A 22,697-nucleotide genomic window follows, 5' to 3' on the forward strand; every position below is an offset into this window, starting at 1 on the left:
CGGGGCGAGGGTGAGGACGCGTCGCCCTCACGGTCAGATGTCGCGGAAGATCTCGATCTGCGCGCCCACCGAGTTGAGGCGCTCCGCCAGGTCCTCGTAACCGCGGTTGATGACGTAGACGTTGCGCAGCACCGAGGTTCCCTCGGCCGCCATCATCGCCAGCAGGACGACCACGGCCGGGCGCAGGGCGGGCGGGCACATCATCTCGGCGGCCCGCCAGCGTGTCGGGCCCTCGACGAGGACGCGGTGCGGGTCGAGGAGCTGGAGCCGGCCGCCGAGGCGGTTGAGGTCGGTGAGGTAGATGGCGCGGTTGTCGTAGACCCAGTCGTGGATGAGGGTCTGGCCCTGCGCGACGGCCGCGATCGCCGCGAAGAACGGCACGTTGTCGATGTTGAGGCCGGGGAACGGCATCGGGTGGATCTTGTCGATCGGCGCCTCCAGCTTCGAGGGGCGCACGGTCAGGTCCACGAGCCGGGTCCGTCCGTTGTCGGCGGTGTACTCGGGCGTCCGGTCGTGGTCGAGGCCCATCTCCTCCAGGACGGCGAGCTCGATCTCCAGGAACTCGATCGGCACCCGGCGGATCGTCAGCTGGGACTCGGTGACGACGGCGGCCGCGATCAGGCTCATCGCCTCGACCGGGTCCTCGGAGGGGGAGTAGTCGACGTCCACGTCGATCTCGGGCACGCCGTGGACGGTGAGCGTGGTCGTTCCGATGCCGTCGATACGTACGCCCAGGGCCTCCAGGAAGAAGCACAGGTCCTGCACCATGTAGTTGGAGGAGGCGTTGCGGATGACGGTGACCCCGTCGTGGCGCGCGGCCGCCAGCAGCGCGTTCTCGGTCACGGTGTCGCCGCGCTCGGTCAGCACGATCGGGCGGTCCGGGGCGACCGAGCCCTCGACGACCGCGTGGTACTGGCCCTCGGTCGCGGTGATGTCCAGACCGAAGCGGCGCAGCGCGATCATGTGCGGCTCGATGGTGCGGGTGCCCAGGTCGCAGCCGCCGGCGTACGGCAGCCGGAAGCGGTCCAGACGGTGCAGGAGCGGGCCGAGGAACATGATGATCGAGCGGGTCCGGCGCGCGGCGTCCGCGTCGATGGCGTCCATGTCGAGCCGGGCCGGCGGGGTGATCTCGAGGTCGGTGCCGTCGTTGATCCAGCGGGTGCGCACGCCGATGGAGTGCAGCACCTCCAGCAGCCGGTAGACCTCCTCGATCCGCGCGACCCGGCGCAGGACGGTGCGGCCCTTGTTCAGCAGCGATCCGCACAGCAGTGCGACGCAGGCGTTCTTGCTCGTCTTGACGTCGATGGAGCCGGAGAGGCGGCGCCGGCCGACGACCCGCAGATGCATGGGACCGGCGTAGCCGAGCGACACGATCTCGCTGTCGAGCGCCTCACCGATCCGGGCGATCATCTCAAGGCTGATGTTCTGATTGCCGCGCTCGATACGGTTGACGGCGCTCTGGCTGGTGCCGAGCGCGTCGGCGAGTTGCGACTGTGTCCAGCCCCGATGCTGACGGGCGTCACGGATGAGCTTGCCGATGCGTACGAGGTAGTCGTCTGCCATGGGGGCAGGCTATCTCAGATATGAGATGAGGCGTCCACTGGGGTGGACCATACGGGTGATGCCTGGTCTTGATGGTCCATCACCCCATCAACTCGGGCAAAGCGGGATGAGCCATTCGGGCGCCCCGGTCGGGTGCGCTCGACCCGCCTCGCGCGCCGTGAGCGAGGGTGAAGCTGCGTCGCACCGCCCCGTGCGCCCCCGGGTACGCGGGTGGCGGGCCGGGTCGAAGCGCGCCCGCCCGGGCGGCGCCTCGCGTCCGTTCCGGGGTCGGGGTCGCGTGCATACCCGCCGCCACCGACCTGATCCAGGGCATACCGGCGACGCTTCACGGCTTCCGGTGCGGTGCCCGTCACTCTTGTCCGGGCATGACCCGTCAGCGGTCATGTACTAGAGTTATCTCGACATCGAGATATCTGCAGAAGGCGAACCGCAACCACCTTCCGCCGGGCCGCTGAGTAAGGGTGACCTAACTAAGCCTTACCTTAGCGGATCGTCGTGGAGTCGCAGGCGGCAGGATGCGGTCAGTACGCGCACATTGATGAAGGAGACTGTCGTGTCGGCGAACAGCTTCGACGCCCGCAGCACGCTGCGCGTGGGCGACGAGTCGTACGAGATCTTCAGGCTGGACAAGGTCGAGGGCTCCGCGCGCCTCCCTTACAGCCTCAAGGTCCTCCTGGAGAACCTGCTCCGCACCGAGGACGGCGCCAACATCACCGCCGACCACATCCGGGCGCTCGGCGGCTGGGACTCGCAGGCGCAGCCCAGCCAGGAGATCCAGTTCACGCCGGCCCGCGTGATCATGCAGGACTTCACCGGCGTGCCCTGCGTCGTGGACCTCGCCACCATGCGCGAGGCCGTGAAGGAGCTCGGCGGCGACCCGGCGAAGATCAACCCGCTCGCCCCCGCCGAGCTGGTCATCGACCACTCCGTCATCGCCGACAAGTTCGGCACCCGGGACTCCTTCGCGCAGAACGTGGAGCTGGAGTACGGCCGCAACAGGGAGCGCTACCAGTTCCTGCGCTGGGGCCAGACCGCCTTCGACGAGTTCAAGGTCGTCCCGCCCGGCACCGGCATCGTCCACCAGGTGAACATCGAGCACCTGGCCCGCACCGTCATGGTCCGGGGCGGCCAGGCCTACCCCGACACCCTCGTCGGCACCGACTCCCACACCACGATGGTCAACGGCCTCGGCGTGCTCGGCTGGGGCGTCGGCGGCATCGAGGCCGAGGCCGCGATGCTCGGCCAGCCGGTCTCGATGCTCATCCCGCGCGTCGTCGGCTTCAAGCTGACCGGTGAGCTCAAGCCCGGCACCACCGCCACGGACCTCGTGCTCACCATCACCGAGATGCTGCGCAAGCACGGCGTCGTCGGCAAGTTCGTCGAGTTCTACGGCGAGGGCGTCGCCGCCACCTCGCTGGCCAACCGCGCCACCATCGGCAACATGTCGCCGGAGTTCGGCTCCACCGCCGCGATCTTCCCGATCGACGACGAGACCATCAAGTACCTGAAGCTGACCGGCCGCAGCGAGCAGCAGCTCGCGCTGGTCGAGGCGTACGCCAAGGAGCAGGGCCTCTGGCTGGACCCGGCCGCCGAGCCCGACTTCTCCGAGAAGCTGGAGCTCGACCTCTCCACCGTCGTCCCCTCCATCGCCGGCCCGAAGCGCCCGCAGGACCGCATCGTCCTCGCGAACGCCGCCGAGCAGTTCACCCAGGACGTCCGCAACTACGTCGACGACGTCGACGAGGCCGGCAAGGAGTCCTTCCCGGCCTCCGACTCCCCGGCGATCTCCCCGAACGGCGCCCCGTCGAAGCCGACCACGGTCACCGCCCCCGACGGCTCCACGTACGAGATCGACCACGGTGCCGTCACGGTCGCCGCGATCACGTCCTGCACCAACACCTCGAACCCGTACGTCATGGTCGCCGCCGCGCTCGTCGCGAAGAAGGCCGTGGAGAAGGGCCTGACCCGCAAGCCGTGGGTGAAGACCACCCTCGCCCCGGGCTCCAAGGTCGTGACCGACTACTTCGACAAGGCGGGCCTGACCCCGTACCTCGACAAGGTCGGCTTCAACCTCGTCGGTTACGGCTGCACCACCTGCATCGGCAACTCCGGCCCGCTGCCGGAGGAGGTCTCCAAGGCCGTCAACGAGCACGACCTGGCCGTGACCTCGGTGCTCTCCGGCAACCGCAACTTCGAGGGCCGGATCAACCCCGACGTCAAGATGAACTACCTGGCCTCCCCGCCGCTGGTCGTCGCGTACGCGCTCGCGGGCTCCATGAAGGTGGACATCACCCGTGAGGCGCTCGGCACCGACACCGAGGGCAACCCGGTCTACCTGAAGGACATCTGGCCCTCCGAGGCCGAGGTCAACGACGTCGTGGCCAACGCCATCGGCGAGGACATGTTCAACAAGTCCTACCAGGACGTCTTCGCGGGCGACGCCCAGTGGCAGGCGCTGCCGATCCCGACCGGCAACACCTTCGAGTGGGACGCCGAGTCGACCTACGTCCGCAAGCCCCCGTACTTCGAGGGCATGACCATGGAGACCACCCCGGTCACCGACATCGAGGGCGCCCGCGTCCTCGCCAAGCTCGGCGACTCGGTCACCACCGACCACATCTCCCCGGCCGGTGCCATCAAGGCCGACACGCCGGCCGGCAAGTACCTCACCGAGCACGGTGTGGAGCGCCGTGACTTCAACTCCTACGGCTCGCGCCGAGGCAACCACGAAGTCATGATCCGCGGCACGTTCGCCAACATCCGCCTGCGCAACCAGATCGCGCCGGGCACCGAGGGCGGCTACACCCGCGACTTCACCCAGCCGGACGCGCCGGTGTCGTTCATCTACGACGCCTCGCGCAACTACATCGAGCAGGGCATCCCGCTGGTCGTCCTGGCCGGCAAGGAGTACGGCTCCGGCTCGTCCCGCGACTGGGCCGCCAAGGGCACCGCGCTCCTCGGCGTCAAGGCCGTCATCGCCGAGTCCTACGAGCGCATCCACCGCTCGAACCTCATCGGCATGGGCGTGCTCCCGCTGCAGTTCCCCGAGGGCGCCTCCGCCGAGTCCCTCGGCCTGACCGGCGAGGAGACCTTCTCCATCGCCGGCGTCACCGAGCTCAACGAGGGCACGACGCCCCGCACGGTCAAGGTCACCACCGACACCGGCGTGGAGTTCGACGCGGTCGTCCGCATCGACACCCCCGGCGAGGCGGACTACTACCGCAACGGCGGCATCATGCAGTACGTGCTCCGGAGCCTGATCCGCAAGTAGGCGGCCCCACGGCGGTCCGGCCATGGCGCCGGACCGCCGCGGGACACGGCCGTACCGGCATGATCCGCACAGCGGTACGGCCGCACGGGCGACCCGGCAGCACGGCGAAGGGCCGCACCCCGACAGAGCGTCGACGGGGTGCGGCCCTTCGTCCGCGTCCGGCTCCTCACCCGGGCCCTGCGAGGTTCCGCTCCTGGTCGCGGTCGGACACGACACGTGGTCCGGACCTCGGTGCATGACTCGGTCCTCACACGGGCCCTGGGCGTCGGCGCCTCCCCCGCCCACCGGGCGCCGGCGTCAGTCCGCCGTCGTCCGCTCCACCGGGATCCACAGCTCCGCCTCGGCCTCCGACGCGTCCGGCGAGAGCCGGGTGCGCAGGATCTCCGGGCCCGTCCTGCTGCGGTACGGGTTGGACGGGAACCACTGGGTGAAGACGTCACGCCACAGGTACTGGAGCGTCTCCGGGAACCGCCCCGCGTGCTCGAACACGGCCCAGGTGCCGGCCGGCACGGTCAGCGCCGTCATGTCCTCCGGCGTCTCCGCGGCGGTCACGACGCCGTGGTAGTAGTCGAGTTCGCTACCCTCCGCCCTGCTGTCGTCGAGGTTGTCGCTCACCGAGACGAGCCCCCTCGGCTCCTGGTCGGACAGGGCCTCCATACGCTCCAGCGTCTCCCGCCCGATGCCGCGCACGAACGCGACGATGTCCGGGTTCATCCCCTCGTGGACCAGGGGGACCCGGGCCTTCCGGCCCACGACCCGGAACTCGTCCTTCTCCACGATCCGGTACCGCATGCTGCTGCTCCCTTCGACGATCACGCGGAAGGACATCCGGGGCTGGGAGCGCAGCGCCGCTCCGGTCCGCCTGGCCTCGGCCGGCCCGACGCCGTGCACCGCGCGGAACGCCCGGGCGAACGCCTCGCCCGATCCGTAGCCGTGACGGACGGCGATGTCGAGCAGCGTCCGTTCCCCGGCGAGGACCTCGGCGCCCGCCAGGGTGAGCCGCCTGCGGCGGACGTACTCGGACAGCGGCATCCCGGCCAGCGCGGAGAACATCCGCCGGAAGTGGTACTCCGACGTCAGGGCGGTCCGGGCGAGCCCGGCCACGTCCACCGGCTCGGCCGACCGCTCGCCGAGATGGGCCTCGATACCTTCCATGGCCTGGTTGAGCCGCTCCAGCACCCCGGCCTCCTTCCCTCTCACGGTCACTCACGCTAGGGACGGCACTCCCTGCCGCACCCGACATCCTGTGCCCCCTCCGGTCGGGCCGCCGGGCGCGGACCGTGTCACCCGCGCCCCGCCACCGCCCCCCGGCAGCAGTCGACGAAGTCCCGCACCACCGCGTTGCCGTCGTCCACGGGAGACCACGCCACCCCGACCCGGCTGGGGCTGACACCGCTCACCGGACGGTAGGTGATTCCCGGCCGGGCGTAGAAACGGGCGGCGGACTCGGGCGCGAGCGCGATCCCGTAGCCGTTCGCGATCGCGCTCAGCCAGTCGTCCGGCTGGTCGGTGACGGCGCCGACACGGACGGGCCTGCCGTCGCGCTCGTCCGTCGCCAGCCAGTAGTCCCGCCACGGGCCCGTCTCCGGCGGAGCCGCCACGAACGGCTCGTCCCACAGGTCGCGGAACGACAACTCCTCGTGTTCGGCGAGGGGATGAGCGGAGGGCAGCGCCACCCACCGCGGCTCCTCGAACAACTGCTCGACGCGCAGCGTGCCCTGACCGGGGAACGGCAGCCGCAGCAGGGCGACGTCCACATCCCCGTCGGCGAGACCCGCGCTCGGGTTCGACCACGCCGCCTGCCGCATCTCCACCCGCCAGCCCGGCCGGCGACGCGCGAACTCCTGGACGATGCCCGGCGTCGCCTCGTTGGCCGCGCCGGCCAGAAAACCGACCCTCAGCACCCGCTCGGCCCGGCTCGCCGTGCCCTTCGTCTCCCGCAGCATCCCGTCCCAGTCCGCGAGCAGCGACGGGACCCGCCGTGCCAGGACCCGGCCGGGTTCGGTGAGCGCCATACCGGCCCGTGAGCGTGTGAACAGACCCACGCCCAGCAGGGCTTCGAGCTGACGGATCTGCTTGGTCAGGGCGGGCTGCGACACGAACAGCCGCTCAGACGCGCGGGTCAAACTCCCCTCCTCGGACACGGCGACGAAGGAGCGCAGCAGCCGGGTGTCGACATCCATGCCGCCAGGTTATGGAAACCGGTATTGGACGCCCCGCAGCGGGCGGGGCCAGTCTGGACGTGTCGAACGGCGGCCGCCCCCGACACCCCCGCACCACGGCTCCGGGCCCCTGCGCCCCGAGCCGTCCGGAACGACACCGGTGCGTGCACCGTCCTTGCCGGCCGAGCCGAACAGAGGCCCTCGATGTCCACCGCCTACGCAGTCGTCACCGTCGTCACCATCGCCGCCAACGCCGGGGAGGCCGTCGCCAACCTCCTCAAGGCCCGGTTCGTGGTCGCCAACGCCGCAGCCGTCGGCGTCCCGCCGTCCTGGCTCCCCGTCCTCGGGGCACTGAAGGGAGCCGCGGCCCTGGGGCTCCTGCTCGGCCTCCTCGGCCTCACCCCCCTCGGCACGGCCGCCGCCACCGGCCTCGTGCTCTTCTTCGTCGGCGCCCTCGCCTTCCACGTCCGCGCACGCGTCTTCCACAACATCGCCGGCCCGCTGCTCTTCCTCGCCCTGTCGGCCGCGTCGCTCGTGCTCGCGCTTGATGGGTGACATGGCACGACCGCCTTCCGCCGTCGGGGACGGGGCGCGGTGAGGGGTTGCCGTCCCGGTCGACGCCAGGCCGCGGACCCGCTCGGGCAGCTCGACGTCGAGGAGGATCCTCTCGGTACGTCCCGGTACGTCCTTCGACGGAGCGGGAGTCGGGCAGCGCCCTCCCTTCGACGCAGCCGGCCCCGGCGCACGGCACCCTCCGGTGCACGGCCGGCACGGCAGCTCCTGCGGTGTACCGAACCTCCGGTGCACGGCCGGCACGACAGCTCCTGCGGTGTACCGAACCTCCGGTGCGCGACCGGCACGGCGGCCTCCGGTGCACGGCCGAGGCCGCAGCCCCCGGGGGACTGCGGCCTCGGACCCGGGCGGAGGACGGGTCAGGAGATCAGCTCGACCTCCGCCAGCACCGGCTGCGCCGCACCCGTGGCGGGGACCAGCCGGTACTTCTGGTAGGTGCCGGGACGGGCGACCGTGAAGACCCGCGTCTGCCGGTCCCACGCGAACGACTCACCGGACCGCCGGTCCAGGTCGGTCCAGGCCGTGCCGTCCCTCGAACCCTGCAGCACCCAGCCGGCCGGGGCCTTGTCGTGCGCCGCCGAGGTGAGCGTGTACTGCACGGCCCGCGTGCCCTCCGCGACCGGCAGGTCCACGGCCTCCTCCAGCGCGGCCTCCGTACCGGAGGTGTTGTCGAAGAGGGCGCCCGTGCCGCTGATCGCGTCCTGGCGGGGCGTGGGCACCTCGTCGTCCTCGGTGACCGAGACGGGCGCCGCGCCCTTGCCCGTGCCCCAGCGCGACGGCTTCGGACCCATGTCGAACTCCAGCGTGCCGCCCCGCGCCAGCAACTCGTGCGGGAGAGCGGTGGAGTTCCAGCGCTTCCCGTTCACCTTCAGACCCTGGACGTAGACGTTCCGGGCGCTGTTGCGCGGTGCCTTCACCACGAGCTCGCGCCCGTTCTCCAGGCGGACCGTCGCCCTGGTGAAGAGGGGCGAGCCGACCGCGTACTCCCCGCTGCCCATCACCAGCGGATAGAAGCCGAGCGCGGAGAACAGGAACCACGCCGACTGCTCGCCGTTGTCCTCGTCGCCGTGGTAGCCCTGCCCGATCTCGCTGCCCGTGTAGAGGCGGGACAGGACCTCGCGCACCTTCTCCTGCGTCTTCCACGGCTGCGAGGCCGCGTTGTACATGTAGGTGACGTGGTGGGCGACCTGGTTGGAGTGCCCGTACATGCCCATCCGCACGTCGCGGGCCTCGGTCATCTCGTGAATGACGCTGCCGTACGAGCCGACGAATTCCGGTGACGCCGTCTCCGGGGTGGCGAAATAGGTGTCGAGCTTCTTCCCGAGTGCCGGCCGGCCGCCGTAGAGATTCGCCAGACCGCGGCTGTCCTGCGGCGCGGTGAACGCATAGCCCCAGCCGTTGGTCTCGGTGTAGTCGTGACCCCAGATCCGCGGGTCGTACTTCTCCGACGGAACCCGCCACCCGCCCTTCGGATCGCGGCCCTGGAAGAATCCCGCCTTCTTGTCGAACAGGGTCACGTAGTTCCGGGCCCGGTTCAGGAAGTACGCGGCCTCGTCCTTGTAGCGCGCCTTCTTCGTCTTCGCCCAGAGGGCTTCGGCCATCTTCGACAGGCCGTAGTCGTTGAGGTAGCCCTCCAGCGACCACGACAGGCCCTCGTGCGTCTCCGTGGAGGCGTAGCCGAGGAACGGCGAGGTCTCCATGCCCTTGCGTCCCACGCCCCGGTGCGGCGGGGTCACCGTCGCGTTCTTCAGCGCCGCCTCGTAGGCCTTCTCCGCGTCGAAGCCGCGGACGCCCTTCACATAGGCGTCGGCGAAGGCGACGTCGGAGGAGGTGCCGGTCATCAGATCGGCGTAGCCGGGGGAGGACCAGCGGGAGATCCAGCCGCCGTCCCGGTACTGCTGGACGAATCCGTCGACGAGCTCGCCCGCCTTCCTCGGGGTGAGGAAGGAGTAGGCCGGCCAGGTCGTGCGGTAGGTGTCCCAGAAGCCGTTGTTGACGTACACCCGGCCTTCGACGATCTTCGCGCCCGTGTGGGTCGGCGTGTCCGGCCCCGTCTGCGGCGAGAAGGGGCTCGCGTACGTGTCCTTGCCGTCGACCTTCTCGAAACCGGAGTTCGGGTAGAGGTACAGCCGGTAGAGCGAGGAGTACAGGGTCACGAGCTGGTCGTGGGTGGCGCCCTCGACCTCCACCCGACCCAGCAGATCGTCCCAGGCGTCCTGCGCCCGGTCCTTGATCCGGCCGAAGGACGCGGACGCGGGGATCTCCTGCGCGAGGTTCTTCCTCGCCTGGTCGACGCTGATCAGCGAGGTGGCGATGCGCAGGGTCACCGTGCGGTCCTCCCCGGCGTCGAACCGGAGGTGGCCCTTGACGCCCTCGGACGCGGAGGAGGTGACGGGCGCGTCGAAGACGCCGTACACGAACAGCCGGGTGGCGCCCGTGGACAGCCCGCTCTTGACGTCCGAGTAGCCGGTGAAGGAGCGGGTCTCCGGGTCGAGCGTCAGCCCGGCCTGCTCCGTGACGTTGTCGAACACCACCGACGCGTCGTCACCCGGGTAGGTGAACCGCATCATCGCCGCATGGTCCGTGGGGGTGATCTCCGCCTTCAGGCCGTTCTCGAACGTCACGCCGTAGTAGTGCGGGCGTGCGGTCTCCTTCTCGTGGCGGAAGGGCAGGGCGCGGGCGGCACGGCCCGTGTCCGGGGTGCCCTCGGCGACGGACGGCATCAGCTGGAAGGTCTGCCGGTCCCCCATCCACGGGCTCGGCTCATGGCTGGCGCTGAACGCCTGCACGGTGGGCAGGTTGTCGGCGTTGTTGGCGCGCGCGTACTCGTACAGCCAGCTCAGCGAGCCCGCGTTGGTCACCGGCGTCCAGAAGTTGAAGCCGTGCGGGACGGCCGTCGCCGGGAAGGTGTTGCCGCGCGAGAACGAGCCGCTGGAGTTGGTGCCGCGCACGGTCGAGGCGTAGTCCGACGGACGCGCGAGCCGCTTCTCCGGCGCCTTCGGGGCGATGCGGACGTCGTCGATCCACCCCTGGAACTTCGCCGGGCCCTTCGGCGCGTCGTACGCCACGAGGATCCGGTCCACGGTCTTGCCCGCGGCGACCGAGCCGATCCGGGACGCGACCTGGTTCCACTGGTTGACGTAGAGGCGCTTCGCCGCGCCCTGGCCCTGCGGGGTCAACAGCCCGCCGTGCGAGTCCACCGCCCGGAGGTCGCTCAGATAGGTGCCGTCGGTGAACGCGAGATCGACCGCCACGCTGGTGGCCGGGTAGTTGAGATCGGTCTCGGCCATCGACGGGAAGATCCGGTACGACAGCTCCGTGTCGCGCCGCACGGCCGTGTCGACGTCGAAGACCTTGTTGTACGAGTAGGCGCGGCCGTCCGGCTTGTGCGTGCCCGCGTACCGCAGGGCGCGCTTGCCGGTGAAGCCGGTGTTGGCCTTGGCGGTGGGGGAGCCCGCCGGACCGCGGTCGACATGGCTGCGCATGTCCTCCGGCACCGGGCTGCCGGTGTCGCCGTCGGAGAACTGCACGTCGGCGAGCTGGACGATGCCCGAGGCCCCGTTGTTGCGGGTGATCTCCAGGCGGTAGTGCGCGTACGAGCCGGCCTTCTCCGCGTCGATGTCGTACGTCTTCGTCTGGAAGCGCTTCTCGAACGTCTGGCCCTCGCGGGTGTCCAGGACCGTCCAGTTCTCGCCGTCCGACGAGCCCTTGAGGGTCCAGTCCTTCGGGTCGCGCTCGTCGAAGTCGTTCGCCGAGGTCAGTGCGTAGGTGACGACCTTGACGGGGCTGTCCGTGTCGAATTCGACCCAGCCCGTCGGCTCGAACGTGAGCCATTTGGTGGACGGCTGGAGGTCGACCAGGTTCTCCTTGGTCTCCCCGGCGCCGGCGTTCTCACCGCTGGCACGCACCTCGACGACCTTGTCGGTGACGTTGCCCGGTATGCCCGACGCGAAGCCGCCGTCGACCCCGTCGGACCGCTTCGCGCCGTCCGGTCCCGTGTCCACGGTGTTGCGCCAGTCGGGCTGTTTCCCGTCGGCTTCGAAGGAGCTGGAGAATTCCGGTGAGGGGGCCGAGGTCTGGGCGGGCGTGGCGACGGCCGCCGACTGCGCCGTCACCACCAGCAGGGAAGCGGCCGCCACCAGGGCGGCCGAGCGGGCGTGGGGGTGCCTGGGGCTGGATCTTGGCCGCATGTCGAAGCCGTTCCTCCCGCCGAAGCGATAGACAACGTTGTCAAGCGCAGTGCGCAGGCACCAGTAGGGAGGTAAGTGCCGTGTGGTGTCAAGGGTGTTGACGGTGCGCCGGGTTCGGATTCGGCCGGTTCGGCAAGATTCCTGCGATGCCGTCCCCGCGCCCGCCGTCCCCGCCCCCGGGAGGTCTCAACTCGGGAAAGACTGCCGCGCAACCTTGCTTTCGATCTTGCTCCGTTGGCGGGAAGTGGACTATACCTGTCGGCGTCCGCCTCGCCGGAAAACGCGGCGAAGGGCCAGGGGGAACGGGCAGGCGAAGTATCGTCTGCGGCCCGGGCAGAAGTCCGTTCCCACTGCCACGGTATTACCCCTGCACGACCAGCTTCAGCAATTGACCGCGGTGGCGGGGCCCTTCATCTCACGAAGGCGGGCGACCGGTTCACCGCCTGAGTCCTGGAGAAGGCGAGGACTTGAGCATGGGATCCACCTCCGGCCACTCGAACAGCGGTCTCGGCCGCCGCGACCTGATCAAGCGGTCCGCGGCGCTCGGCCTGGTCACCATTCCCACGATGAGCTTCCTGTCCGCCTGCGCGAGCGGTGACGGCGGCGCCGGCGGCTCCAAGGTCGAGAAGGGCAAGGTCACCAAGACCAACCCGCTCGGCGTCAACGAGACCGCTGCCCTCGAAGTCGTCATCTTCGACGGTGGATTCGGGCAGCAGTACGCGATCGACGCGGAGAAGAAGTACAACGCGGCCTTCCCGAAGGCGCCCAAGGTCAAGCACAAGGCCACCCAGAAGATCCAGTCCGAGCTCCAGCCCCGCTTCAACGGCGGCACCCCGCCGGACCTCATCGACAACTCCGGCGCCGAGCAGATGGACATGGGCGTCCTGGTCGGCAAGAAGCAGCTCGCCGACCTCACCCCGCTGCTGGACGCGCCCTCCGTCGACGACCCGAACAAGAAGGTCCGCGACACCCTGCGCCCCGGCATCGTCGAGATGGGCCAGTTCGACGGCGCGCCCGTCTGGATCCTCTACTACGCCTACACGGTCTACGGCGTCTGGTACTCGCAGACCGCGCTCGACCGGCTCGACGCGCAGTACCCCGAGACCTGGGACGAGATGCTCGCCCTGTGCGAGAAGGCGAAGAAGCAGGGCATCGCGGGCTGGACGTACGCCGGCAAGCACCCCTACTACCTCCCGTTCTCGCTCTACCCCTTCATCGCCAAGATCGGCGGAGTCGAGGTCCTCGACGCCATCGACAACCTGGAGCCCAACGCCTGGAAGCACCCGGCCGTCAAGGCCGCGTTCGAGGCGTACTACGAGCTCTACAAGAAGGGCTACATCCTCAAGGGCACCCCGGGCCTGGACCACATCCAGTCCCAGACCGCCTGGACCAAGGGCAAGGCGCTGTTCATCCCCAACGGCTCCTGGGTGGAGAACGAGGCGGCCAGCACGATGCCCAAGGACTTCAACCTCGCCGTCGCCGCGCCGTCCGGCCTCGACGCCTCGGACAAGATGCCCTTCGGCACCATCTGGGCCTCCGGCGGCGAGCCCTTCATCGTCCCGGCGAAGGCGAAGAACGTCGAGGGCGGCATGGAGCAGCTGCGCATCATGCTCAGCGAGGAGTCCTCGAAGAACTTCACCACCCAGGTCAAGTCGCTGACCGCGTTCAACGGCGGCACCGACGGCATCGAGCTGACGCCCGGTCTGAAGTCCGGCGTCGCCGCGCTGGAGAAGGCCGGCACGAACGTCGTCAACCCGCGTCTGCAGGACTGGTACGTCAAGCTCCAGAAGGAGCAGATCGGCGTGGCCGGTCTGGGCGAGATGATGGCCGGACGGCTCACCCCGGCCGAGGCCATCAGCAAGATCCAGGGCTTCGCCGACAAGGCCGCCCAGGACTCGTCCGTCAAGAAGTACAAGCACCAGTGAGCGGCCTGTGCTCCCGGGGGCGGCGTGCCCCCGGGAGCACACAGCACCAGCGGCGGCACACTCCGGAAGATCGGGGTCGGTAACCATGCAGCACGGCAAGTACCGGTTCATCGTGGGGTTCCTCGCGGCGCCCCTGGCGCTCTACGCGGTCTTCGTCATCTGGCCGTTCGTCCAGTCCATCTACTACTCGTTCACGGACTGGACCGGTCTGAGCCCGGACTTCTCCATGGTCGGCCTCGACAACTACGCCCGGCTGTGGGACGACGACGTCTTCTGGAAGTCGCTCCAGCACAGCCTGCTGTTCGCGCTGCTGCTGCCGGTGGTGACGATCGGCCTCGCCCTGTTCTTCGCCTTCATGATCAATGTCGGCGGGCGGCACCGCAAGGGGGCCGCGGTCTCCGGTGTCCGGGGCTCGTCGTTCTACAAGATCGCCTACTTCTTCCCGCAGGTGCTCTCGATCGCGATCGTCGCCCTGCTCTTCCAGTTCGCGTACAACCCGGAGAGCGGCGCGATCAACTCCGCCCTCAAGGCGGTCGGGCTCGGCGACGTCCAGCCGCTGTGGCTCGGCGACCCCGACCTCGCCCTGTGGTGTGTGATGGCGGTCCTCGTCTGGTCGACGGTCGGCTTCTTCGTCGTCCTCTTCTCCGCGGGCATGGCGTCCATCCCGAAGGACTTCTACGAGGCGGCGCTCCTGGACGGCGCGAGCCGGGTCACCACCTTCTTCCGGATCACGCTGCCGCTGCTGTGGGACACGATCCAGTCCGGCTGGGTCTACATGGGCATCCTCGCGCTCGGCGCCGAGTCCTTCGCGGTGGTGCAGATCATGACGACGGGGCCGGGCGGTCCCGACTACTCGACCACGGTGATGGTGCTGTACGTGTACCAGTCGGCGTTCCGCGACGGTGCGGCGGCCTACGCGACCACGATCGGCGTCGCCCTGCTGGTCGTCACGCTGGCCTTCGCGGCCGTCGTGATGAAGCTGGGCCGGCGCGAGCGCCTGGAGTACTGAGATGAAGACGACCGAAACCTCCCCCGCCGGCACCGCGGAGCCGCTGCCGCACGTGGTGAAGACCGATCTGCCCGGCGCGAAGCCCAGGAAGAACAAGCGCGGCGACGGCCGGGTCATGAACGTCTTCTCGCACGGGATGCTGATCCTCTGGGCCTTCATGGTCGTCATGCCGCTGCTGTGGGCGGTGATGACGTCCTTCAAGGACGACAACGCGATCTTCAGCTCGCCGTGGTCGCTGCCGGACCGGCTCCACTTCGAGAACTGGTCCCGCGCCTGGAGCCAGGCGCACATGAGCGACTACTTCCTGAACACCGTCCTGGTGGTCGCCGGCTCCCTCGCGGGCACCCTGCTGCTGGGCTCGATGGCGGCGTACGTCCTCGCCCGGTTCGACTTCCCGGGGAACCGCTTCATCTACTTCCTCTTCATCGGGGGGATGAGCTTCCCGATCATGCTGGCGCTGGTCCCGTTGTTCTACGTGATGAACAACATCCAGCTCCTGAACACGATCCACGGCCTGATCCTGGTGTACATCGCCTACTCGCTGCCGTTCACCGTGTTCTTCCTCACCGCCTTCTTCCGGACGCTGCCGACCTCGGTGGCGGAAGCGGCGCTGATCGACGGGGCGTCGCACACCCGGACGTTCTTCCAGGTCATGCTGCCGATGGCCAAGCCCGGCCTGATCAGCGTCGGGATCTTCAACTTCCTGGGCCAGTGGAACCAGTACATGCTGCCGACGGTGCTGAACACCGAGCAGGAGCAGAAGGTGCTCTCCCAGGGCCTGGTGCAGCTGGCCGTCAGCCAGGGGTACAAGGGCGACTGGTCCGGCCTGTTCGCGGGCCTGGTGATGGCGATGCTGCCGGTGCTGGCCGCGTACATCGTCTTCCAGCGCCAGGTCGTCGCGGGCCTCACGGCGGGCGCCCTGAAGTAGCTCCCCGACGCGGCTCCCGCCCGCTCCGCCAACGCGTCCGTACCGCCCTCCGGCAGCCACCGGCGGGTGGTACGCGCGTCTTCCGGGGATTTGCCGGGCTTTCGCTCAGGTCTTGACGGGGAGCTGCCCGAAAGGCTCCCCTTAGAGTTCACATGTTGGAGTGAAGAGCGGGAGTGTGTGAGTCGATGGAGACTCCGGGGTCGCAGACATCTCTGCATCGGGCCAATCTCGAGCGGGTCGTACGCGCCGTGCGGCTGGCCGGTTCGCTCACCCAGGCCGAGATCGCCAGGAGCACGGGCCTGTCCGCCGCCACCGTCTCCAACATCGTCCGCGAGCTGAAGGACGGCGGGACCGTCGAGGTCACGCCCACCTCCGCGGGTGGCCGCCGGGCCCGCAGCGTCTCGCTCAGCGGGGACGCCGGGATCGTCGTCGGCGTCGACTTCGGCCATACGCACCTGCGCGTCGCGATCGGCAACCTGGCGCACCAGGTCCTCGCCGAGGAGTCCGAGCCGCTCGACGTGGACGCCTCCTCCGCCCAGGGCTTCGACCGGGCGGAGCAGCTGGTCAAACGGCTGATCGAGGCCACCGGCATCGGCCCGGACAAGATCGTCGGGGTGGGTCTGGGCGTGCCCGGCCCGATCGACGTGGAGACGGGCACGCTGGGCTCCACGGCGATCCTGCCGGGCTGGAGCGGCATCAACCCCAGCGAGGAGCTCTCCGGCCGGCTCGGCGTCCCCGTGTACGTGGACAACGACGCCAACCTCGGCGCCCTGGGCGAGCTGGTGTGGGGGAGCGGCCGCGGGGTCAGGGACCTCGCCTACATCAAGGTCGCCAGCGGCGTCGGCGCCGGCCTCGTCATAGAGGGCCAGATCTACCGGGGCCCCGGCGGTACCGCGGGGGAGATCGGGCACATCACACTGGACGAGTCGGGGCCCGTCTGCCGCTGCGGCAACCGTGGCTGCCTCGAGACGTTCGCCGCGGCCCGCTACGTACTGCCGCTGCTCCAGCCCAGCCACGGCCCGGACCTGACCATGGAGCGGGTCGTGCAGCTGGCGCGGGAGGGCGACCCGGGCTGCCGGCGCGTCGTCGCCGACGTCGGCCGCCACATCGGCAGCGGTGTGGCCAACCTGTGCAACCTGCTCAACCCCAGCAGGGTGGTCCTCGGCGGCAGTCTGGCGGAGGCCGGGGAACTGGTCCTCGCGCCGATCCGCGAGTCCGTCTCCCGGTACGCGATCCCCAGCGCCGCCCGCCGGCTCTCCGTCCTTCCGGGGGCGCTGGGCGGCCGGGCCGAGGTGCTGGGGGCGCTGGCCCTCGTACTCAGCGAAATGGGTGATTCGACACTTCTGGACAGCTCGGTACCGGCCGGGACGCCTGCCTTCACTTAGATAACGAATGGCACCGTTGTCATCTCGTTAAGGATTTACTCCTTGACGCTGGCGTTGCGGCCGAGTTGACTTCCAGCCACCTCGGCCGCAAGGACGCGGCCTCGTCAGGGAGGTTTCTGAATGAACACGCAGATGCGTCGTGTCGCCGTGGCCGTGAGCGCCACCGCGATGGCCGTGTCGCTCGCCGCCTGCGGCAGCGCCAAGGAGTCCGGTGACAACGGCGGCAAGACCGGTGCCGCGAAGGGCGACGACCTCACCATCGGTCTCCTGCTCCCCGAGAACCAGACCGCGCGCTACGAGAAGTTCGACAAGCCGCTCATCGAGAAGAAGATCAGCGAGCTGACGAACGGCAAGGCGAAGGTCGTCTACGCCAACGCCAAGCAGGACGCGACGCTGCAGACGCAGCAGGTCGACACGATGATCACCAACAAGGTCGACGCGCTGATCGTGGACGCGGTGGACGCCAAGGCCATCGCGGGCGGCGTGAAGAAGGCGAAGGACGCCGGCATCCCGGTCGTCGCCTTCGACCGTCTCGCCGAGGGCCCCATCGACGCCTACACCTCGTTCGACAACGAAGAGGTCGGCAAGGTCCAGGGCGAGGCCCTTCTGAAGGCGCTCGGCGACAAGGCCAAGAGCGGCCAGATCGTCATGATGAACGGCTCCATCACCGACCCGAACGCCGCGCTGTTCAAGAAGGGCGCCCACTCCGTCCTCGACGGCAAGGTGAACGTCGGCAAGGAGTACGACACCAAGGAGTGGAAGCCGGAGAACGCCAACGCCAACATGGAGGCCGCGATCTCGGCCCTCGGCAAGGACAAGATCGTCGGCGTCTACTCCGCGAACGACGGCATGGCGGGCGGCATCATCACCGCCCTGAAGGCCGGCGGCTTCGACAAGCTCCCGCCCGTCACCGGCCAGGACGCCGAGCTCGCCGGTGTGCAGCGCATCGTCGCGGGTGAGCAGTTCATGAGCGTCTACAAGCCGTACGCGCCGGAGGCCGCGGCCGCCGCCGAGATGGCCGTCGCGCTCGCCAAGGGCCAGAGCCTGGACGCGATCGCCACGGCCAAGGTCGACAGCCCGACCACCAAGGGCGTCCCGTCCGTGCTCGTCCCGGTCGTCTCGCTGACCAAGGACAACATCAAGGACTCGGTCGTCAAGGACGGCGTCTACACCGCCGCCGAGATCTGCACCCCGAAGTTCAAGGCCGCCTGCGACGCGATCGGCCTGAAGTAGGCACCACGTCCCTGAGGGACGCTCCCTGAAGCCTGGCCGGTGCCCCGCCCCCATCCAGCCCCCGCTATCGGGGCGGGGCACCGGACAGAAACGCTTCTCCCAGCTTCTGCTCAACCTCCGCGCCACCCCTCCCGGCGCGGCATCCCGCCGGTCAGGCGGCGAAGGAGATGGTTCACGTGTCCGCTACGCCCGTGCTGGCGTTGCGCGGGGTCTCCAAGCGGTTCGGTGCCGTTCAGGCGCTCACCGACGTAGAGCTTGAGGTCCACGCCGGTGAGGTCGTCGCCCTGGTGGGCGACAACGGCGCCGGAAAGTCCACGCTGGTCAAGACGATCGCCGGCGTGCACCCCATCGATGAGGGCGTCATCGAGTGGGAAGGCAGGGCCGTGTCGATCGGCAAGCCGCACGACGCCCAGAACCTGGGCATCGCGACCGTCTACCAGGACCTCGCGCTGTGCGACAACATCGACGTCGTCGGCAACCTGTACCTCGGCCGGGAGCTCCGCAAGCGCGGCGTCCTCGACGAGGTCGAGATGGAGCGCCGCTCGCGCGAGCTGCTGAGCACGCTCTCCATCCGCATCCCCAGCGTCCGCATCCCGATCGCCTCGCTCTCCGGCGGCCAGCGCCAGACCGTGGCCATCGCCCGTTCGATGCTCGGCGCGCCCAAGCTCGTCATCCTCGACGAGCCCACCGCCGCGCTCGGCGTCGAGCAGACGGCGCAGGTGCTCGACCTGGTCGAGCGGCTGCGGGAGCGCGGCCACGCGGTCATCCTCATCAGCCACAACATGGCCGACGTGAAGGCCGTCGCAGACAAGGTGGCGGTGCTCCGGCTCGGCCGGAACAACGGCGTCTTCGACGTCAAGTCCACCTCGCAGGAAGAGATCATCTCCGCCATCACCGGCGCCACGGACAACGCCGTGACCCGTCGTGCGGCGCGCACCTCGGAGGCGCAGAAGTGAGCATCGACAAGACTCCGGCACCCGCCGGCGGCCGCCACCGGGTGGTGAACCCGGACGCCGCACACGACGCGGTCACCGCGGTCGACCCCCGGCTCCTGGTCCGCGAGCAGGGCTTCGGCGGCTACATCGCGGAGTTCAAGCGCAAGCTGCACGCGGGTGACCTGGGCTCCATCCCGGTCGTCATCGGTCTGATCCTGATCTGCGCGATCTTCCAGAGCCTGAACTCGAACTTCCTCTCCGCGCAGAACCTCAGCAACATCGCGGTCACCATGGTCGCCACCGGCATGATGGCCGTCGGCATCATCTTCGTGCTGCTGCTCGGCGAGATCGACCTGTCCGTCGGCGCGGTCAGCGGTGTGTCCGGCGCGATCGTGGCCGTCCTCAGCGTCACGAACGGGATGAACGAGTGGCTGGCCCTGCTGGTCGCGATCGCCGGCGGCGCGGTCATCGGAGCCCTCCACGGCTTCTTCTTCGCCCGCATCGGTGCCCCCGCCTTCGCCGTCACCCTGGCGGGCCTGCTGTTCTGGCAGGGCTTCATGCTCCAGCTCCTCGGCTCCCAGGGCACGATCAACCTGGACGGCGACGGCGTCGTGGCCAAGCTGACCACGTACTACTTCTCCGACGTGGCGGCCGCCTACGGTCTCGCCGCGCTGGCCGTGGCCGTGTTCTTCGTCTCGGCGTTCGTCGACAGCCGCCGCCGTGACGCGGCGGGCATCCCGTCCCGGCCGCTCGGCGACATCCTGTTCCGCACGGTCCTGCTCGCCGTCGTGTCCTTCGGGGCCGCCTACATGCTCAACCAGTACAAGGGGCTGCCCCTGGCGCTGGTGCTGTTCCTCGTGGTCCTGGTCGTCACCGACTTCGTCCTGCGGCGCACCGCCTACGGCCGGAAGATCTTCGCGCTCGGCGGCAGCGTCGAGGCGTCCCGCCGCGCCGGCATCAACGTGACCGCCGTCCGGATCTCGGTCTTCGCCATCGCCGGCACCTTCGCGGCCGTCGGCGGTCTGTTCTGGGCCTCCAAGATCGCCGCCGCCAACCAGAGCGCCGGCGCCGGCGACCTGCTGATGAACGTCATCGCGGCGGCCGTCATCGGCGGCACCAGCCTCTTCGGCGGCCGCGGCCGCACCTGGAACGCGCTGCTCGGCGTCATGGTGATCGTCTCGATCCAGTACGGTCTCGCGCTGGAGGGCATCGCCACCCCGATCCAGTTCATGATCACCGGTGGTGTGCTCCTCGCCACCGTCGTGATCGACTCGGTCACGCGCAAGACGCAGAAGACCGCCGGCCGCGCGTAGCGGCCACCGCCAGCAGTGCCCGGCGCCGGAACCGGCGCCGGGCACTGCTGCGTGTTCCCCTTCGGGACCGGCCGCCGGCCCCGGAGGGCCTCCGTGTCCTCCGACGGCGTGACGCGGAACGCACCGCCCGATGACAGCGGCCGGGAGCGGAACATTAGACTCGACAGATCGGCAAGCTCGACCAGCTCAAACGCAAGGAGGCACGGGTGGCATTGCTTACCCGTATCAGGGGACCGCGCGATCTGGACCGACTCGGCCCGGAGCAGCTCGACCAGCTGGCCGCAGAGATCCGCACCTTCCTCGTGGACGCGGTCTCGAAGACCGGCGGCCATCTCGGCCCCAACCTCGGCGTGGTCGAGCTGACCATCGCCCTCCACCGCGTCTTCGACTCACCGAACGACAAGGTCCTCTTCGACACCGGTCACCAGAGCTACGTCCACAAGCTGCTGACCGGCCGCCAGGACTTCTCCAGGCTCCGCGCCAAGGGGGGCCTGTCCGGCTACCCCTCGCGCGCCGAGTCCGAGCACGACGTCATCGAGAACTCGCACGCCTCGACCGTCCTCGGCTGGGCGGACGGCCTGGCCAAGGCCAACGAGGTGCTGAAGAAGGACGACCACGTCGTCGCGGTCATCGGTGACGGGGCCCTCACCGGCGGCATGGCCTGGGAGGCGCTGAACAACATCGCCGACGCCAAGGACCGCCCGCTCGTCATCGTCGTCAACGACAACGAGCGCTCCTACGCGCCCACGATCGGCGGCCTCGCCAACCACCTGGCCACGCTGCGCACCACCGACGGCTACGAGCGCTTCCTCGCCCGCGGCAAGGACATCCTGGAGCGCACCCCCGTCGTCGGCAGGCCGCTCTACGAGACCCTGCACGGAGCCAAGAAGGGCCTCAAGGACTTCATCGCCCCGCAAGGCATGTTCGAGGACCTCGGCCTGAAGTACGTCGGTCCCATCGACGGCCACGACATCGAGGCCCTGGAGTCCGCGCTGACCCGCGCCAAGCGGTTCCGCGGCCCGGTCATCGTGCACTGCCTCACCGAGAAGGGCCGCGGCTACCAGCACGCGGAGCAGGACGAGGCGGACCGCTTCCACGGCATCGGCCCGATCCACCCGGACACCGGGCTGCCGGTGAAGGCCTCGGCTGCCAGCTGGACGTCCGTCTTCGGCGACGAGATGGTCGAGCTCGGCCGGGAGCGCGAGGACATCGTCGCCATCACCGCGGCGATGCTCCAGCCCGTCGGCCTGAAGAAGTTCGCCGACACCTTCCCCGAGCGCGTGTTCGACGTCGGTATCGCCGAGCAGCACGCGGCGACCTCCGCCGCCGGCCTGGCCACGGGGGGACTGCACCCGGTCTTCGCCGTCTACGCCACGTTCCTCAACCGCGCCTTCGACCAGGTGCTGATGGACGTCGCCCTGCACAAGTGCGGAGTGACCTTCGTCCTGGACCGGGCCGGTGTCACCGGCGACGACGGCGCCTCCCACAACGGCATGTGGGACATGTCGATCCTGCAGGTCGTCCCGACCCTGCGGATGGCCGCCCCGCGCGACGCCGAGCAGCTGCGCGCCCAGCTCCGCGAGGCCGTCGAGGTCAAGGACGCGCCGACCGTGGTCCGTTACTCCAAGGGCGTGGTCGGCCCCGCCGTCCCGGCCGTCGGACGCGTCGGCGGCATGGACGTCCTGCGCGAGGCCGGCACGGACCGGCCCGACGTCCTCCTCGTCTCGGTCGGCGCGCTCGCGCCCATGTGCCTGGAGATCGCCGGCCTCCTCGACAAGCAGGGCATCTCCACCACCGTCGTCGACCCCCGCTGGGTCAAGCCGGTCGACGAGGCCCTCGCCCCGCTCGCCGAGAAGCACCGCGTCGTCGTCACCGTCGAGGACAACGGGCGCGTCGGCGGCGTCGGCTCCGCCGTCTCCCAGGCGCTGCGCGACGCCGGGGTGGACCTGCCGCTGCGCGACTTCGGCATCCCGCCGCGCTTCCTCGACCACGCCTCCCGCAAGGAGGTCATGGCCGAGATCGGGCTGACGGCGCCGGACATCGCCCGTCAGGTCACCGGCCTCGTGGCCAAGCTGGAGGGCCGTCTCGACGACGAGCCCAGCAGGACCGCGGAGCCCGCGCGGGACTGATCCGGCGCGCCCTCCGGCGCACGCACCCCGGCAGACGGATTGGGCCGGTCGGAGTACCGTAAGAGGTTTCCGGCCGGTCCT

The 22,697-nt window shown here is 69.6% G+C and carries 14 protein-coding genes; 10 read left to right on the plus strand and 4 right to left on the minus strand.

The window, feature by feature from the left end; all coding sequences use genetic code 11:
- Positions 1–33: 33 nt before the first annotated feature.
- On the minus strand, positions 34–1,563 hold the full coding sequence (locus QRN89_RS26700) for a helix-turn-helix domain-containing protein (RefSeq protein ID WP_290351916.1): 1,530 nt from the start codon (positions 1,561–1,563) through the stop codon (positions 34–36).
- A 553-nt stretch (positions 1,564–2,116) separates the two neighbouring features.
- Between QRN89_RS26700 and acnA the strand changes: the two genes are divergently transcribed.
- Positions 2,117–4,834 (plus strand): aconitate hydratase AcnA, encoded by a 2,718-nt coding sequence (gene acnA, locus QRN89_RS26705; protein ID WP_290351917.1) that lies wholly within the window; start codon positions 2,117–2,119, stop codon positions 4,832–4,834.
- Positions 4,835–5,131: 297 nt separating this feature from the next.
- On the opposite strand, the gene QRN89_RS26710 is transcribed toward acnA, so the two are convergent.
- Both QRN89_RS26710 and QRN89_RS26715 read right to left on the minus strand, forming a co-directional pair.
- The gene (locus QRN89_RS26710; RefSeq protein WP_290353869.1) at positions 5,132–6,013 is read right to left on the minus strand and encodes an AraC family transcriptional regulator; all 882 of its coding nucleotides are present in this window, start codon (positions 6,011–6,013) and stop codon (positions 5,132–5,134) included.
- A 104-nt stretch (positions 6,014–6,117) separates the two neighbouring features.
- The gene (locus tag QRN89_RS26715; RefSeq protein WP_290351918.1) at positions 6,118–7,017 is read right to left on the minus strand and encodes a LysR family transcriptional regulator; all 900 of its coding nucleotides are present in this window, start codon (positions 7,015–7,017) and stop codon (positions 6,118–6,120) included.
- Positions 7,018–7,200: 183 nt separating this feature from the next.
- Between QRN89_RS26715 and QRN89_RS26720 the strand changes: the two genes are divergently transcribed.
- Positions 7,201–7,551, plus strand: coding sequence for a DoxX family protein (locus tag QRN89_RS26720; protein WP_290351919.1), 351 nt, complete (start codon positions 7,201–7,203; stop codon positions 7,549–7,551).
- Between the two features lie 377 nt (positions 7,552–7,928).
- Here QRN89_RS26720 and QRN89_RS26725 read toward each other — a convergent pair whose 3' ends face one another.
- The gene (locus tag QRN89_RS26725) at positions 7,929–11,759 is read right to left on the minus strand and encodes a GH92 family glycosyl hydrolase (protein WP_290351920.1); all 3,831 of its coding nucleotides are present in this window, start codon (positions 11,757–11,759) and stop codon (positions 7,929–7,931) included.
- Positions 11,760–12,232: 473 nt separating this feature from the next.
- Here QRN89_RS26725 and ngcE point away from each other — a divergent pair, with 473 nt between their 5' ends.
- From ngcE to dxs, 8 genes are all read left to right on the plus strand, one after another.
- Positions 12,233–13,684: an N-acetylglucosamine/diacetylchitobiose ABC transporter substrate-binding protein gene (gene ngcE, locus QRN89_RS26730; protein ID WP_290351921.1), complete on the plus strand. Its 1,452-nt coding sequence runs from the start codon at positions 12,233–12,235 to the stop codon at positions 13,682–13,684.
- An 85-nt stretch (positions 13,685–13,769) separates the two neighbouring features.
- Positions 13,770–14,693 carry a carbohydrate ABC transporter permease gene (locus tag QRN89_RS26735; protein WP_290351922.1) on the plus strand — a complete coding sequence of 308 codons (924 nt, stop codon included), beginning with the start codon at positions 13,770–13,772 and terminating at the stop codon, positions 14,691–14,693.
- Between the two features lies 1 nt (position 14,694).
- Complete coding sequence (locus tag QRN89_RS26740; RefSeq protein ID WP_290351923.1) at positions 14,695–15,621, plus strand: carbohydrate ABC transporter permease; 927 nt, start codon at positions 14,695–14,697, stop codon at positions 15,619–15,621.
- A 185-nt stretch (positions 15,622–15,806) separates the two neighbouring features.
- Positions 15,807–17,006, plus strand: coding sequence for an ROK family transcriptional regulator (locus QRN89_RS26745; protein WP_290351924.1), 1,200 nt, complete (start codon positions 15,807–15,809; stop codon positions 17,004–17,006).
- 120 nt (positions 17,007–17,126) lie between these two features.
- The gene (locus QRN89_RS26750) at positions 17,127–18,239 is read left to right on the plus strand and encodes a substrate-binding domain-containing protein (RefSeq protein WP_290351926.1); all 1,113 of its coding nucleotides are present in this window, start codon (positions 17,127–17,129) and stop codon (positions 18,237–18,239) included.
- 167 nt (positions 18,240–18,406) lie between these two features.
- On the plus strand, positions 18,407–19,195 hold the full coding sequence (locus QRN89_RS26755) for an ATP-binding cassette domain-containing protein (RefSeq protein WP_093651866.1): 789 nt from the start codon (positions 18,407–18,409) through the stop codon (positions 19,193–19,195).
- Positions 19,192–20,487: a sugar ABC transporter permease gene (locus QRN89_RS26760; protein WP_290351928.1), complete on the plus strand. Its 1,296-nt coding sequence runs from the start codon at positions 19,192–19,194 to the stop codon at positions 20,485–20,487. Before QRN89_RS26755 ends, QRN89_RS26760 begins: the two co-directional genes overlap by 4 nt.
- 206 nt (positions 20,488–20,693) lie before the next feature.
- Positions 20,694–22,616 carry a 1-deoxy-D-xylulose-5-phosphate synthase gene (gene dxs, locus QRN89_RS26765; protein WP_290351930.1) on the plus strand — a complete coding sequence of 641 codons (1,923 nt, stop codon included), beginning with the start codon at positions 20,694–20,696 and terminating at the stop codon, positions 22,614–22,616.
- The last annotated feature ends 81 nt before the right edge of the window (positions 22,617–22,697 follow it).

Source organism: Streptomyces sp. HUAS CB01 (assembly GCF_030406905.1).
Lineage (GTDB): Bacteria > Actinomycetota > Actinomycetes > Streptomycetales > Streptomycetaceae > Streptomyces > Streptomyces chengbuensis.